The organism is Ruegeria sp. YTSB088 (genome assembly GCF_059609825.1).
Genome location: NZ_JBXWMM010000011.1, coordinates 123376 through 136950, shown reverse-complemented (window position 1 = coordinate 136950; position 13575 = coordinate 123376). Strand labels below are relative to the sequence as shown.

Sequence of the window (13575 nt, the reverse complement as noted above, 5' to 3'; positions counted from 1 at the left end):
TCATGTTCAGAATCCGCTGATTTCGCCGTTTTCACCGTGGATCACAGCATCCACGTCAATTTCCACCATCAGTCCGGGCTGGGTAAGCCCTGCCTGAACGGCTGTCAGAGCTGGATCAATCCCCTTGAAAACTTCGCCATGCGCCTGCGCGAACGCGCCTGCTTGGGACAGATCGGTCAGGTAGGCGCGCACCCGCCCCACATGTCGCAGTTCGGCGCCAACCTCTTTCAGCGCGTCCTCGATACGTGACAGGATATAAAGGGTCTGTGCGCCAACGTTTCCCGGAGCGTGGATGCGGCCCGTCGGCTCGATGGCCGTTGTTCCGGCAACCCAGACAAAGGGGCCGATGCGTTTGGCCCGAGAGTACGAGGCCACTTCTTCAAACCGTCCGCCGGATTTCCAAAAGCGCACGGTCACAGGCCCAGCCTCACCCGGATCGCCTCGGCCGCGTTTTTCAATGCCGCGTTTTCTTCGGCGGTTAGCCGCAGCTCCTCAACCTCTACCAATCCGCCTGCACCAAGATGGGCTGGCACTCCCAGCACGACACCGTCGATGCCGTATTCACCCCGCAACATGACCGACACCGGAACCGGGCCTGTCCGCGCACCCCGAATGTGATCAATCAATTCGATCGAAGCATGAGCCGGAGCTATCGTTGCAGAACCTGATTTCCGGAGCGCGACCACCTGACCACCCCCGGTGATCGCATCCTGAACGCAGGCTTCGATCTGTTCGCGGGACAGAAATACATCCAGCGGACGCCCCTTGATCTTCGCACGGCTGGGGATCGGGGCCATTTCATCCCCATGGCTGCCAAGTGTGAACGCTTCGACGTCCACAGGTGTGACACCTGCGGCCATCGCCAGCGCGTTGCGAAACCGGCTGCTGTCCAGCGTTCCTGCCATACCCAAAACCCGTTCGCGGGGAAAACCTGAAGCGCGCAGCATCTCGACCGTCATTTCGTCCAGCGGGTTGGTCACCACGATCACGATTGCATCAGGCGCGGCTGACCGGATGGCTTCGGCTGACTGACGGATCACGCGGGTGTTCACATCGATCAGATCTGCACGTGTCATGCCCGGACGGCGGGCTCGTCCGGCAGTGACGACAACCACGTCCGCCTCGGCCACCAGATCCATCGCTTCGCCACCGACACATCGGGCCCGCGCACCGGTGATCCCGGACGTATGATTGAGGTCCAGCGCAGTCGAAGCCGCCAATCCCGGAGTAATGTCAATCAGCGCGACTTCATCAGCTATGTCCGCCATCGCCGCCAGATGCGCGATATTGCCGCCAACACCCCCCGCCCCGATCAAGGCAAGCTTGCCCAGCCTGCGGGCTTTGCGCGGCGCACGCGAAGGCGCAACCCATTTGGGTGAACGACGGTACAGCACCCGGCGCATTGAAACAGCACCATCCGTACGCGGCGGTTTCGGTCGCTCCAGCGGGCCGTCCACCAATGAGATACCAACACGCTCGGCGGTTTCACGCGCGAGAGCCGTCACGATGTCACCCGGCAAAACCTCGAATACGATCCTGCCCCGGCGGCGCGCATCTTCGACCGCATCCGAGCCTATGACGCGTGGGGTTGCCATCAGCCGCCCTGCCCGTCCACCGCCTCGACTGCACGCGTCGCGGCCTCGACGGCGGTTTCGACCGAGTTTTCAGACCCCGAGATGAACAAGCGACCAAACCGCCCCACCGCGCGCACCTCGACGATGTCAATCTCGGCGGCTTTCTCGGCCTCATTTGCGGCGATCGAGATGTAGGCCGCGGGCGCGCATTCCACGATCCCCAACGTCTGCCCCGGCACGATCAACGCACCCTTGCGCCATTTGTTCAAAAGCTGCGCCTGATAGGGTTCGACACTGGTAATGATCTGTGTGGAACTGATCGCAGGCTTTAAACGGTCTGTCATGGAAGCCCCAAGTTCGGCCAGCATCGCGTCCCGTGCAGCGGACACTTCGGCGTTTGAAGGCGAGCGGAGGATGAAGAATCCGAACTCGCGCTCTACCATCTGCGTCGTCGCCTCGACCGAGGACGCCTTGAGTGCCCTGTCGATCAGCGAGAATACGCCATTGCCCGGCGCGAACTCTCCGATCAGCACGGTGTCACCGGACAAAGGCACTGACCCTTGCACCGTCGCACCGTTATAGGCGGCGAATTTCGGTTGCAGGTTGTCGATCTGCATCAGCGCCCGGATCGTGATCTCGCTCATGCGCCATACTCCTCGTAAATGTCGCGCCAGGGTCTGCTTTCGTAAGCGACCCGCTTGATGTTGATGAGATGCAGGGCGGTGACGTTGTCCGAGGTGATCGACCCCGACCACGTGCCGGTACCCAGCATGAAGGAAGGTTCAAGGTCGGTGGAATACCCCATTCCGCCCATTATCCCCGGCGTGTTCACCAGCACCCGGCCCGTGGGCACGGTGGAAAAACGAGCGACCACCTCGGGATCGTCGGAATGGATGACCGAGGAATGCCCCCAACCTTCGAATTTGGCAATGGATTGCGCCAGTTCGATGCCGTGATCGGTGGACTTCGCCTCGTAAAAGGCCAGCACAGGGTTCAGCTTTTCGGCCGAAAGCGGGCGTCGCCACCCCACTTCGGTTTCTTCCGACACCAGACAGCGCGTGCGCGGCGGTATAGAGAACCCGGCAGCATCGGCCAGCGCCTGAGGGCTTTGGCCGACGCGTTCGGGATCCATTGCCTGCACTCCTTTGAAGATGACCCGTGCCAGCCGATCAGCCTCGGCCGGGGTACAGAAGTAAGCGCCTTTGAGTTTCAGTTCGTGGCGCAGATCGCGAGCAATTTCAGGATCGGCGACCACTGCCTGTTCACTGACACAGGCCGTGCCGTAGTCGAAGCTTTTTGACGTCACGATCATCTCGGCAACTTCGGACAAATCGCGGGCCTTGGATTTGTGCACGTAACACGGCACGTTCCCCGCCCCTACTGCGAGCGTCGGCTTACCGCTGGAATAGGCGGCCTTGACCATAGCCGGGCCACCAGTCGCCATGACGACAGAAGTGCGGCGATGCTTCATCAACTCGGCGGTGCCTTGAATGGTCACGGCGTCCAGGCATTGTATCAACCCCTTGGGCGCGCCCATCTGTTCGGCAACGCGTGCCATGATGCGGACGGTTTCCTTCCCGCATTCCACGCCGCGCGGATGCGGGGCACAGACAACGGCATTTCCCGCCTTCACCGCAGACAGAACCTTGTAGATGATCGTGGATGTTGGATTTGTCACCGGGATAAGCGCCGCGACCACACCCATCGGCTCTCCGAAAGCTGCGATCTTTGTCGCGTCGTCCCGCCACAACAGGCCCAGCGTCGTAACATCCCGCAGGTAATCGGCGACCGACAATGCGTTGAACAGATTCTTGACCCGCTTGTCCGGTACATTGCCGTACCCGGTTTCCTCGACCGCCAATTGCCCCAACCGTTCGGCTTCAGGTTCGATCGCCCGAGCCATGGCGTCGACGATGGCATCCACCTGTGCCGGGTCAGTGCCGAGAAAGGCGCGATATGCTTCGAAAGCCGTTTCAGCAGCGCGCCGTGCGGCGGCGATGGATTTCAGATCAGCGTCCATCACGAGGCTCCGGTGGCAATGGTGTCAAAGATGCGGCGGGCCTGATCGACATCGCCTGCGGAAATTCCGATGGTCTCCAGCCTGCGCCCGGACGCGGCCACGTCAGCACCCAGAAGACGGTCTGTCATACAGATCAGGCTTTCCGTCAAAGGTGCGGTCAAACCTGCGAGCTTTGCGGCTGAAACGAGGGGCACCAATGACCCCAATACGCCGTCGCGCATCAACTGGCGCGCGGCCTGCCGATCCGGGACCGGACGCGCACCCGATCCACGCTCGGCTCCGGCAAAGGTCGTGATCCAGTCATCGGTCTCGGGCAGGTTTCGAACGCCAAAGGCCTGTGCGACCTGTCGCCTTTCGTCAGCCAATCCATGGATCACCTCACGCTGATCCGGTCCTATGAGTGCGGCAAATGTCCGATTGCCTTCCAGCGGCACCCCGCCCATCGGCAAATCCGGTCCACCAGACCCCAGCCCTGCGCCACCAAGGATCAATGCCGGTATCTCGACCGCTGCGGAAAGATCGGCGAAGCCTGACGCCAGAACCGAATCCAGCGGCAGGATGTTTGAAAGGAAGGGTCGCAGCGCCTCAAGAACGTCCGTGCGTCCACGCGGCAGTGTTGCCGCAGCCATCGGCGCCGCCTGCGTCAGGGTCAGCCCTGCACCTTCAGCCTGATACCAGTACGGCAGGCCCTGTACTTCGACCAGAGTTACGTCCGCGGTACAGCCTCCTATTCGCAGCATCCAGACCGCTTCAACCGCGCCCAGAGAACGACCCGGCGCCAGAACCAGCACCTGACCATCGTGCAGATGATCGGCCAGCACCATGGAATAGGTGCGCTGTTTATGGATCGGTCCGGTCAGAAAGATCGCCTGTGCGCCCCGCACTGCTGCATCCAACTCTGCCGTGGTGCGGATTGAAGGCCCGTCGCGATTCACCTGATACGTGCCCACAGGCCCTTCGCCGCTAATGCCAATGCCCGAGGATTGGGCAAGCAGTGACAGTTCCGCCCCATAGGCCGAAAACAGCGTAACCTCAGCCCCTTCCGCCAGACACAGCGCTGCCAGAAGACGGGCATCCGGGCCGCCACCCAATACTGCAATGCGCTCAAACCTTTGGGCAACGGGTGCATCCCGTGTCGCGCCACGTGTCACCGCGCGCGTGAAATCCTCGAAACCGGCTGACATGGTAACTCCTCAAAGGGGTTGATCAGGCCGACGACCCGGCACCCAGCCCGTCGATGATTGCCTCAAGCTCGTCATGCGGTCGTGCGATCACGTGAACCGAGACGACCTCGCCCACCTTGTTGGCCGCTGTTGCGCCGGCATCGGTGGCGGCCTTGACCGCGCCGACTTCTCCGCGCACGAGGGTCGTCACCAGCCCGCCGCCAGCCTTGGTCTGACCCACGATGGCAACACTGGCTGCCTTGACCATCGCATCCGCGGCTTCAATCGCGCCGACCAGGCCACGTGTTTCGATCATGCCCAGGGCCATCTGCCCTGCCACTGGTTTCGCCATTTTTTGTTCCTCCCAAAATTGATGTTTCGCGTATCGTGATTCAGGTCGTCGAGACGCGGTCGATCACCGCGATTATGGCCATGTCCACGGGGGCCGTGGACAACCCGGCCGCCATACGGGCCGCAGACCCGCTGACAACCAAAACCATGTCCCCAACCCCAGCGCCGCAGGTATCAACCGCAACCCGTGCGGGATCGATCAAGCTGCCCTTGCTGTCTACCAGATCCGTCACCAGCAGCTTTGTTCCGACCAGCCTGGCATCCTTGGCAGTTGCCGTGACAGTTCCAGCGACCTTGCCCAAGTGCATCAGAACGCCCTCAGGTAGCGGTCCAGTTCGACCTGTGTGACCTGTTGATTGAAGAATTCCAGCTCTCGCTCCGCCTGTTGCAGCACAAGCTCCCACAGCATTTCGTCCATGACACCCCGCAGCCATTCTGATCCGCGCGCCAGTTTGATGGCGGTTGGCAAATCGGTGGGAATTGGATCTCCGATCCCTTCCTCATACCCGTTGCCTGTCGTCGGCTCAGAGGGGGACAGCCCCTGCTCGATCCCGTCAAGCCCGGCGGCAATCTCGGCCGCAAGCAACAGATACGGGTTGGCGTCTGCACCAGCGTCGCGCTTTTCCACCCGCACGGCGCTGTCCGAGCCTTCGATAACCCGGATACCAACTGTCCGGTTGTCATAGCCCCAGCTCGTGTTGATCGGGCAGAATGTATAGGGCTGGCGACGGCGATATCCGTTGACCGTGCCGCTGCCGCAAATCGCCGTCTCGCACATGCGCTGTTGCAGACCTGCGATAAAGGATTTGCCGATGTCATTGATCTTGCCATTGTCGGCAAAGACGTTTTTGCCGTCCTTCCACAGCGAGTAATGCGTATGAAACCCGTTGCCCGATTGATCAAAAAACGGCTTGGGCATGAACGTCGCCAGATAGTCGTGCGCGATGCCCAACTGGCGGATCAGAGATTTGAACAGTACGACACGATCCGCAGCTGCCAGGGCTTCACCATAACGAATATTGACCTCGATCTGGCCGGCTGCATATTCCGGGTTGGACTGTTCGATGGGAATGCCACATTCATTGATCTGCTGACGGATCGGGCCAACGATATGTTCCATCCGGGCGACGCGGCCCAGGCCGTAGACCTGGATGCCCGTGTCGCGCGGTTGGCCGGTTTCCGGGTCCAGAAGGTAGAATTCCAGTTCCGTGCCGACATTCACCTCGAACCCCATATCGCGGGCCCGGTCCACCTGCCGCACCAAAGCCTGACGCGGATCGATCGGCACCGGTTTGTGATCCATGCCCTCAGCGCGGCCAAAACAGACGGCCACGCCCGGCTCCCACGGGACGGCGACAGGCTTTGTCATCGGAAAGACATGCATGTCGGGATAACCGTTGTCGAAATTGACGTAAGGCGTATCCCAGACGTCGCAGGTCATATCGATCGCCAGCAGCGCAATCGACAGAGCATTGCCGCTTTTGCAGACATGATCCCAATGGCTGGCCGGAATGCGCTTGCCACGCATGATGCCGTTGAGATCCCCGACACCAAGAATGACGGTATGCGTGCCCTCGGGCAGATCAAACCCCGAACTCATTTGCGCGTGCTCCCTGTTTTTAGCTTTATAATTGCTGTATTCTGTATACAGTATTCACAAAGCCAGTCAGGAAACAAGGAAAATCTGCGCCATGTCCAAAAGCTCGGTTATCGTTGTCGGAGGCGGCATAGTTGGCGTCATGACGGCGCTTACACTGCAACGGCGCGGCGAGACCGTGACACTGATCGACAGGTGGGAACCGGGACATTCCCGTGCATCTTCAACAGATTACAACAGAGTGATCCGTGCCATATCCGGGCGGGACGAGTTCTATACGCGGTGGGCGCGCGAAAGCCGCCTGCGATGGCTGGAACTGCAGGCCGAAAGCGGCCAGAACCTGATGTACGAATGCGGCGCGTTGATTCTGGCGACTGCGGGACATTGCGATTGGGAAGACGCAACCGCACAGACTTTCGACCGGGTCGGGGTGCCCTACTACAAATTCGGTCAGCAGGATATCGAATCGCGGTTCCCTCAGTTCAAGGTCACCGACATCGAATATGCGTTGTTCGAACCCGAAGCAGGAATGCTGATGGCCCATCGATGCGTTCTGACCGGTTTGGATCTGTTCCGAAAGGCAGGAGGCAAAGTACGGCGCGGTCGCGTCACCACGGATGGGTCGGAACGTCCGATGCTTGACGACAAACCGCTTGAGGCCGATCTGATCATCATGGCGACCGGCCCATGGATGGCCGACATGTTTCCCAGAACGATCAAGCCGATCTCGACCGTAGTTGGCGTCAATGTCCTCTACACCTCGACACCCGACGGGTCGGAAGATTTCGACATGAGCCGAATGCCCTGCTGGATCGATCACGGGCAAGGGTCCTTTGGCCTGCCGTCGTCCGAAGGATCCGGCGTAAAGGCCGCGGTTGTCATCCCGGACAAGATCGATCTGGACAATGATGAACGGCTGATCCGCCAGGAAACGCTGGGCCGCACACGCAGCTATATCCGTCACCGGCTGCCGGGGCTGGAGGGGCAACGGGTTGTGGATTCCAAGTTCAACCAGATCATTCTGACCCCGGATACACATTTCATTGCCGACTGGCACCCCGAGCATGAAAACGTGCTGTTCGCTGGCGGATGCTCTGGCCATTTGTTCAAGCACGCCCCTGTGTTTGCAGAATTCGCGGCGGGTGTCGGGTTGAAGGATTTTGGGACCGCGGATCGGTTCAAGATCGCAGGTCGAAGAAAACTGAGCCCGAAGGAAAGCCCCAGCGGACGCTAACCATCCAAGAGGGCGCGATAAATTCCAGCATTTGGGCACTTGCCCTGGGGAAGACGCGCGCCCGCTCGGATTGCGTCACGGCAGGTTTCGGCCTGAAGGCAATGCCCGCATTTTTCCGCCAGCTCCAACCCCAGTTCCGAGTGCGCGTTCAGATCTGCCTCGGTCAGTCCGAATTGCCCGGCCATGGCAAGTATACGCTCTCGTGCCTGTGGCGCGCCCGATCGCAACATAGCCAGATCCGCGCGGGACAACCCAAGGTCCGAAAGCTCCCTGTCACTCAGGCTTTCATCCCGAGGTGTACTGACAATCCGCGCTATTTTCTGAAAGAAATCTGTGTATCCCGACATCTCGCGGCCTCCTCCACCACGTTATGGATACAGTATACACATTGTTTCAAAGCCGGAATTGATCAGGATCAAGCGGGCTGTTAGATCTCACGGCCCACCGCTGGCATTGCGAAACAATTCAACCGCCTGCAAGGCGGCCAGATCCCTCGATACATGCACCGTTTCAAGCGAGGCCAGCCCCTCGTCCGCCTCGCGCGCGGCAAGAAACACGTCGCGCCCGCGCACAAATAATTCACGCAGATGGCTTGCCCGGTATTCGGGATGGAATTGCACAGAACGGGCCGGGAAATTATAATCCAAGGCCCCTACCGGGCAGTGATCCGCCGACCCCGTCACCTGCGCCGAAGGCGGAACACACGTGACCTGATCCTGATGCCAGACAAAGGCGTCAACGCTGGCTCCGCCATAGTCAAAGCCTCGTGCACCGACGACATTGCCGACCTTGGCCTTCTCGGCCTTGCCCCCATAGACATCCGCCATGATCTGATGGCCAAAGCAGATGCCGAAGACCGGCTTGGCATGGTCCCGGCACATTTCCAGGAAATCGCGAAGGGGCCGCATCCATTCCGTGTCATCATAGACACCGAATTCGGACCCTCCGACAACAACCCCATCAAAATCCCTGAACTGTGGCAATGGCACGCCATCGACCACATCCACCGTGGAAAATTGGGCTTCGGGCAGATGCGGTTCAAGCCATGCGCGGATCTGATGAGCCGTCCGCGGCAGACCCTCAAGCAGTGGCAAGGGATGGAGGGTCAGTTCAAGAAGCGCAATCCTCACCAGTCGAAGGCCCGGTCGATGCCCGCCATCTTGACGCCGGTAAAGGCCGAGGCCTGAAAACTGAGCGCGCGCAGATCTTCGGTTTCCAGATTGTGTACCGAGGATTTGCCGCAGGCCTTGGCAAGCGCCGTGATCTCCATTGTCATCGCGGTCAGATACCGGGCCACGCGCTCTGCACCTGCATGCGGGTTCATACGCGCTTCAAGGTCAGGGTCCTGCGTCGCGATCCCAACCGGGCAGCGGCCCGTATGGCAGTGATGGCACGCCCCCGGCGATGTGCCCAACGCCTTATAATCGTCCAGATATCTCGGAGTGTTGCACCCCAGCGCGACCATCGCGGCGTTCCCGATCATGACCGCGTCCGCCCCAAGTGCCAGACATTTGGCCGCGTCCACACCTGATCGAATACCCCCCGCGGCGACAAGCGAGACCTTGCCGCTCATCCCACACTCATCCAGCGCTTCGCGTGCTGCGCGAATGGCACTCATGGTCGGAATGCCAGTGTGATTCAGCAGCAACTCGGGCGAAGCACCGGTGCCGCCTTCGGCCCCGTCAACCACAACCACATCGGCACCGGCCTTTGCGGCCACGGCCACGTCGAACCGGGGCCGTGTCGCCCCCATCTTGATGAAGATCGGCACCTGATAGTTCGTGGCGATCCGCAGTTCCTCAATCTTGACCGCCAGATCGTCTGCCCCTAGAAAATCCGGATGCCGGATGGTGGATCGCTGATCGACCCCTTCCGGCAAAGTGCGCATCTCGCTGACGCGCGGGCTGACTTTCATACCCAGCAGCAAACCGCCGGTGCCCGGTTTGGCCCCCTGCCCCACAACAATCTCCAAGGCATCGGCCCGGCGCAGGTGATCCAGATCGACTCCATAGCGGGCGGGCGACATCTGGTAGAGCAGGCGCTGGGAGGCTTCGCGCTCCTCTTCCAGCATGCCGCCTTCGCCGGTGCAGGTCATGGTACCCACCTTCGAGGCCCCATAACCAAGCGACGCTTTGGCCGAGGCCGAGAGCGCGCCGAAAGACATCGATGCGATATAGATCGGGATTTTCAGTTCCAGTGGCCGTTCCACCAATCCGCGCCCGCCACCTAGAACTGTCGTCGTATCGCAGCTCTCGCGGTACCCTTCCAGCGGCAGGCGGGTCATTGTCGCCGGGACAAATGTCAAATCGTCGAATGTCGGCAACTGCTTGTTGAACGTATTGTAGCCACGCACCTGATACCGCCCAAGCTGCGCCAGTGCGTGAACTTCCGATATCGCTTCGGGTGTCCAGCGGGTCGATCCCCCCTCATCATAGGACGAAGGCACACCGGCCGGCCGACCTTCGACCGCACCCGTATCGCGGAACCTTATTTCTTCCTCGGACGCGACTTCGAACGGATACTCATAGGGTTTACTCAGATCATGAGCCATGCGCTTGCGTCCCTGCTTTCAAAATACCAAAGACGCTGGCCAGAGACCATTTTGCGCCAGTTACGAGAGCTGTCGACCAGCCCCAGAGGATCAAGGATCGCATCGACCTCGGCCACCTCTTCAGCAGTGGGTTCGATCACGTCGACGTCCACGCCCAGACTGTCAACTTCGCCTGCGACCCAAACCTCGCCTTCCCACAGCGCGTCTGCACAGGATTCACCTGCACCGCCCAGCGCAATGATCCGTCCAGCATGCGCCATGAAACCGGATTGATAGCCGATCCTGCCTTCGACCACGATGTTGCCGCCCTTCATGGCGACGCCCACCCGTGGCCCCGCATCACCTTTGACATGAATGGTGCCGCCAATCATCGCCGCTCCACAGGACATGCCCGCATAGCCGCCGACAGTGATGTGACCCTTGGCCATCCCCTCACCCACGGCCCACCCGCAATTGCGTTCGATGGAGATGTTGGCGCCAGTATTCAAACCGCCGCAATAATATCCCACTGAGCCTTCGAAGGTGATGTCCACATTGTCCGGTAGACCCACGCCCAGATTGTGCCGCGACAGCGTATCGACAACCCGGATCGGCTGTCCTGATGCGCAGGCGGCCATGATATCCCGGTTCACCTCACGAATATGCCGCTTGCCGACTTCGATGACGATTTCATCCATCTGTCTTGCTACCTCGCTCATGCTGCCAGGCTCCGGTTGCCGACACCCCAGATGCCGGTCAGCGAAGGGCCATCATAGTTGATCACGTCGCATTCCTCGGCCATCACGCGACGAACAGCCTGTTCCTCGGTCGCGGCGGCCAGATCCCCATTGCGATTGACCACAACCAGCGGCTTCATCGCGAACCGATCCTTGGCAAAGCCGATCCCGTCCGGCGTTGCAATCATGTACGTAAATACCCCGTCGATAGAGGTAATCGACTTCTTCAGCGCCTGCTCCATCGTCAGGCCAGCTTTCATCTGGTCGCTGACCCAGACCGCAATCAACTCGCTGTCATTCTCGGTCAAAAAGCGATAGCCCTTCCGGCTCAGCTTATCGCGCCATGTAAAATAGTCGGTGATCTGGCCGTTATGCACGATCGCCACATCCGAAAACGGCCGCGCCCAGAACGGGTGCGAAGCGTTGGGCAGGACCGAGCTTTCCGTCGCAAGCCGCGCATGACCCAGACCGTGAGTTCCGATCATGTCACGCACGCCATGTTTTTCGGCAACCGCTTCGGCCCCGCCGATATCCTTGATGATCTCAAGGCTACGGCCACAGGACTGCACTTCGAACCGGTCCGTCAGTTCATCTGCATCCCGCACCCAGGCCTGCAGATCAGCCGGGTCCGAGATTTCCGCCCGGAAGCAATAATGCCGGTTCTCATCAGCTACAATCTTCGGGTCAGACAGAAAGCCAGAGCCGTGATCTTTCAAAACCGCCTCAAACGCTTCCAGGTCAGCATCCTGCCGGGATTTATCAAAACCCATCCCCCGCAAAACGTATCCGGTGTCTCGTGGTAGCCCATAAACTGCAAACCCGGTGCTATCTGCGCCACGGTGTTCCTGCGCATCCATCAGGTCCACCAGATCCGCCCCGACCTGCCCGGGTGCGGTTAGAATCCTTCCAGCGATACCACACATGAAGTGCTCCCTGTTCAATTGCGTCTGTATACTGTATACAGTACACGAGCAATAGCAAGCCCATTCGCCTTGGCACCAGATGCTTTTTTGAATACAGAATTCACAAAACACGGAAAGAGAGGCTCCGAGTGGCTCTGAAACAGATAAAGACACAGCGCAGACGGCTGGCGGACGAGGTTTATGATCAACTGGTCGAAGCCATAATGAGCCGCGAAATATCCACAGAAGATCGATTGGTTCAGGAGAAGCTGGCAGCAGAGCTGAATATCAGCCGCACCCCGGTTCGCGAGGCTCTGATGCGGCTGGAAACCGAAGGGGTTCTGGAAGTCGCCGCAAGCGGTGGATTCCGGCTGGCACGCATGGATCAAACCGAAGTCCGGCAACTGTACCAGGCCCGCGCTGCTATCGAAGGTCAGGCTGCGCGGATTCTCGCGGCCCATGCGGAACCCACGGTTCTGGACGGTCTGCGCGAATTGATTCGGCGCGAAGAAAACCTGACCAACCCTACGACACGCGACTACTTCATTGCCAACCGACGCATTCACCGCGCCTTTATGGTCGAAGCGGGAAACAAGTTCCTGCTGGACATGTTCGACATGATCTGGGGCAAGGCCATGGCCTTTCACCTGTTTTCCGCAATTGAAAATGTCGACATCTCAAAATCTCTCGGTGATCATCAGGCGCTTGTCGACGCGATTGAAACCGGAGACGTGACAGAAGCACTGGAAACCTTCACTGCTCATATTCAGGCCGGGTTCGATTTGCAGATCGAGGGGCTGAAAGAAGCGGACAACGGGTGATGCACAAAACCGTTGGCAAGATTGACCGTGCCGGTTCGCCTGCCTGACACCAGCTCATGGTCGCTGACAGTACCATTGGGACAACTGTGCGTTGCTCTGCTTGCTCCATGACAAAATGCTCGTTTTCGTATATTATTGAAATCTCTCATCACAAAGACCCTCCGATTCCATCGGAGTTGATATTTGAACGACACGTTTTTTCTCAGGCGGTCCCAAGTCGACTATTCGACCACCTCAGATTCTGGAGAGAGAAATGAGTGCTGACGAAAACGACAATCGCAAAGAACACGATTACACCGAAAGCGAAAAGACAGATCCGGAATGCAGGTCTGTCGATGACAGGCTGACCGCGATCGAGCAACGTCTCGACCAGTTGATGCGCGTCATGGAATCCGGCCCGGAAGACAGACTGGAAACCGTCGAACACCGCGTAGACGCGCTTTTGACATCCATCGAATCCTTGGGCGAACTGGGGGATCATTATTCTGGCTTCAATCCTACCTCCACCGGTCCTGCCTTCGGCTTCGTCGACGCCGGCAGCGTTGGCGGTCCGACGCGCCGAACGTTCAGTTGGGCGAAGAATTGTTGCGCAAATTGGTGCAGTATCCGTGCAAGCAGCAAAGGATGCCATCCGAACGCCTGCTGA

16 protein-coding genes are annotated in these 13575 nt (G+C 59.6%); 3 read left to right on the top strand and 13 right to left on the bottom strand.

From position 1 onward, the window contains the following. Nucleotides 1-6: 6 nt before the first annotated feature. Genes AC2FFA_RS17385 through AC2FFA_RS17350 form a run of 8 tightly spaced genes read right to left on the bottom strand, consistent with a single transcriptional unit; the run spans nucleotide 7 to nucleotide 6708 of the window. On the bottom strand, nucleotides 7-417 hold the full coding sequence (locus tag AC2FFA_RS17385; RefSeq protein ID WP_496852548.1) for a Rid family hydrolase: 411 nt from the start codon (nucleotides 415-417) through the stop codon (nucleotides 7-9). Continuing rightward, complete coding sequence (locus AC2FFA_RS17380) at nucleotides 414-1595, bottom strand: malate dehydrogenase (protein ID WP_496852547.1); 1182 nt, start codon at nucleotides 1593-1595, stop codon at nucleotides 414-416. Before AC2FFA_RS17380 ends, AC2FFA_RS17385 begins: the two co-directional genes overlap by 4 nt. Further along, entirely contained in the window at nucleotides 1595-2218 is a 624-nt protein-coding gene (locus tag AC2FFA_RS17375; protein ID WP_117869461.1) for a BMC domain-containing protein, read from the bottom strand. Before AC2FFA_RS17375 ends, AC2FFA_RS17380 begins: the two co-directional genes overlap by 1 nt. After that, nucleotides 2215-3594 (bottom strand): aldehyde dehydrogenase family protein, encoded by a 1380-nt coding sequence (locus tag AC2FFA_RS17370; RefSeq protein ID WP_496852546.1) that lies wholly within the window; start codon nucleotides 3592-3594, stop codon nucleotides 2215-2217. Before AC2FFA_RS17370 ends, AC2FFA_RS17375 begins: the two co-directional genes overlap by 4 nt. Further along, complete coding sequence (locus AC2FFA_RS17365; RefSeq protein WP_496852545.1) at nucleotides 3594-4778, bottom strand: hypothetical protein; 1185 nt, start codon at nucleotides 4776-4778, stop codon at nucleotides 3594-3596. The genes AC2FFA_RS17370 and AC2FFA_RS17365 overlap by 1 nt, the downstream gene beginning before the upstream one ends. Nucleotides 4779-4800: 22 nt before the next feature. After that, entirely contained in the window at nucleotides 4801-5109 is a 309-nt protein-coding gene (locus AC2FFA_RS17360) for a BMC domain-containing protein (protein WP_117869464.1), read from the bottom strand. A 40-nt stretch (nucleotides 5110-5149) separates the two neighbouring features. Beyond that, complete coding sequence (locus AC2FFA_RS17355; RefSeq protein WP_299635745.1) at nucleotides 5150-5416, bottom strand: EutN/CcmL family microcompartment protein; 267 nt, start codon at nucleotides 5414-5416, stop codon at nucleotides 5150-5152. Next, nucleotides 5416-6708 carry a glutamine synthetase family protein gene (locus AC2FFA_RS17350; RefSeq protein WP_496852544.1) on the bottom strand — a complete coding sequence of 431 codons (1293 nt, stop codon included), beginning with the start codon at nucleotides 6706-6708 and terminating at the stop codon, nucleotides 5416-5418. The genes AC2FFA_RS17355 and AC2FFA_RS17350 overlap by 1 nt, the downstream gene beginning before the upstream one ends. A 91-nt stretch (nucleotides 6709-6799) precedes the next feature. Between AC2FFA_RS17350 and AC2FFA_RS17345 the strand changes: the two genes are divergently transcribed. Continuing rightward, on the top strand, nucleotides 6800-7939 hold the full coding sequence (locus AC2FFA_RS17345) for an FAD-dependent oxidoreductase (protein WP_117869467.1): 1140 nt from the start codon (nucleotides 6800-6802) through the stop codon (nucleotides 7937-7939). On the opposite strand, the gene AC2FFA_RS17340 is transcribed toward AC2FFA_RS17345, so the two are convergent. The 5 genes from AC2FFA_RS17340 to AC2FFA_RS17320 all read right to left on the bottom strand — a co-directional run bounded on the left by AC2FFA_RS17340 (nucleotide 7936) and on the right by AC2FFA_RS17320 (nucleotide 12129). Continuing rightward, nucleotides 7936-8286: a YjiS-like domain-containing protein gene (locus AC2FFA_RS17340; protein ID WP_496852543.1), complete on the bottom strand. Its 351-nt coding sequence runs from the start codon at nucleotides 8284-8286 to the stop codon at nucleotides 7936-7938. The genes AC2FFA_RS17345 and AC2FFA_RS17340 overlap by 4 nt on opposite strands. 87 nt (nucleotides 8287-8373) lie before the next feature. Then, nucleotides 8374-9069 carry a type 1 glutamine amidotransferase gene (locus AC2FFA_RS17335; protein WP_496852542.1) on the bottom strand — a complete coding sequence of 232 codons (696 nt, stop codon included), beginning with the start codon at nucleotides 9067-9069 and terminating at the stop codon, nucleotides 8374-8376. Beyond that, the gene (locus tag AC2FFA_RS17330) at nucleotides 9066-10490 is read right to left on the bottom strand and encodes an FMN-binding glutamate synthase family protein (RefSeq protein WP_496852541.1); all 1425 of its coding nucleotides are present in this window, start codon (nucleotides 10488-10490) and stop codon (nucleotides 9066-9068) included. Before AC2FFA_RS17330 ends, AC2FFA_RS17335 begins: the two co-directional genes overlap by 4 nt. Beyond that, a complete protein-coding gene (locus AC2FFA_RS17325; RefSeq protein WP_117869471.1) occupies nucleotides 10475-11188 on the bottom strand; it encodes a GltB/FmdC/FwdC-like GXGXG domain-containing protein in 714 nt (237 codons plus the stop codon). The genes AC2FFA_RS17330 and AC2FFA_RS17325 overlap by 16 nt, the downstream gene beginning before the upstream one ends. Then, nucleotides 11185-12129: a class II glutamine amidotransferase domain-containing protein gene (locus AC2FFA_RS17320; RefSeq protein WP_496852540.1), complete on the bottom strand. Its 945-nt coding sequence runs from the start codon at nucleotides 12127-12129 to the stop codon at nucleotides 11185-11187. Before AC2FFA_RS17320 ends, AC2FFA_RS17325 begins: the two co-directional genes overlap by 4 nt. 128 nt (nucleotides 12130-12257) lie before the next feature. Between AC2FFA_RS17320 and AC2FFA_RS17315 the strand changes: the two genes are divergently transcribed. Together AC2FFA_RS17315 and AC2FFA_RS17310 are read left to right on the top strand one after the other, a co-directional pair. Then, on the top strand, nucleotides 12258-12929 hold the full coding sequence (locus AC2FFA_RS17315; RefSeq protein ID WP_117869473.1) for a GntR family transcriptional regulator: 672 nt from the start codon (nucleotides 12258-12260) through the stop codon (nucleotides 12927-12929). Between the two features lie 253 nt (nucleotides 12930-13182). After that, complete coding sequence (locus AC2FFA_RS17310; protein WP_496852539.1) at nucleotides 13183-13575, top strand: hypothetical protein; 393 nt, start codon at nucleotides 13183-13185, stop codon at nucleotides 13573-13575.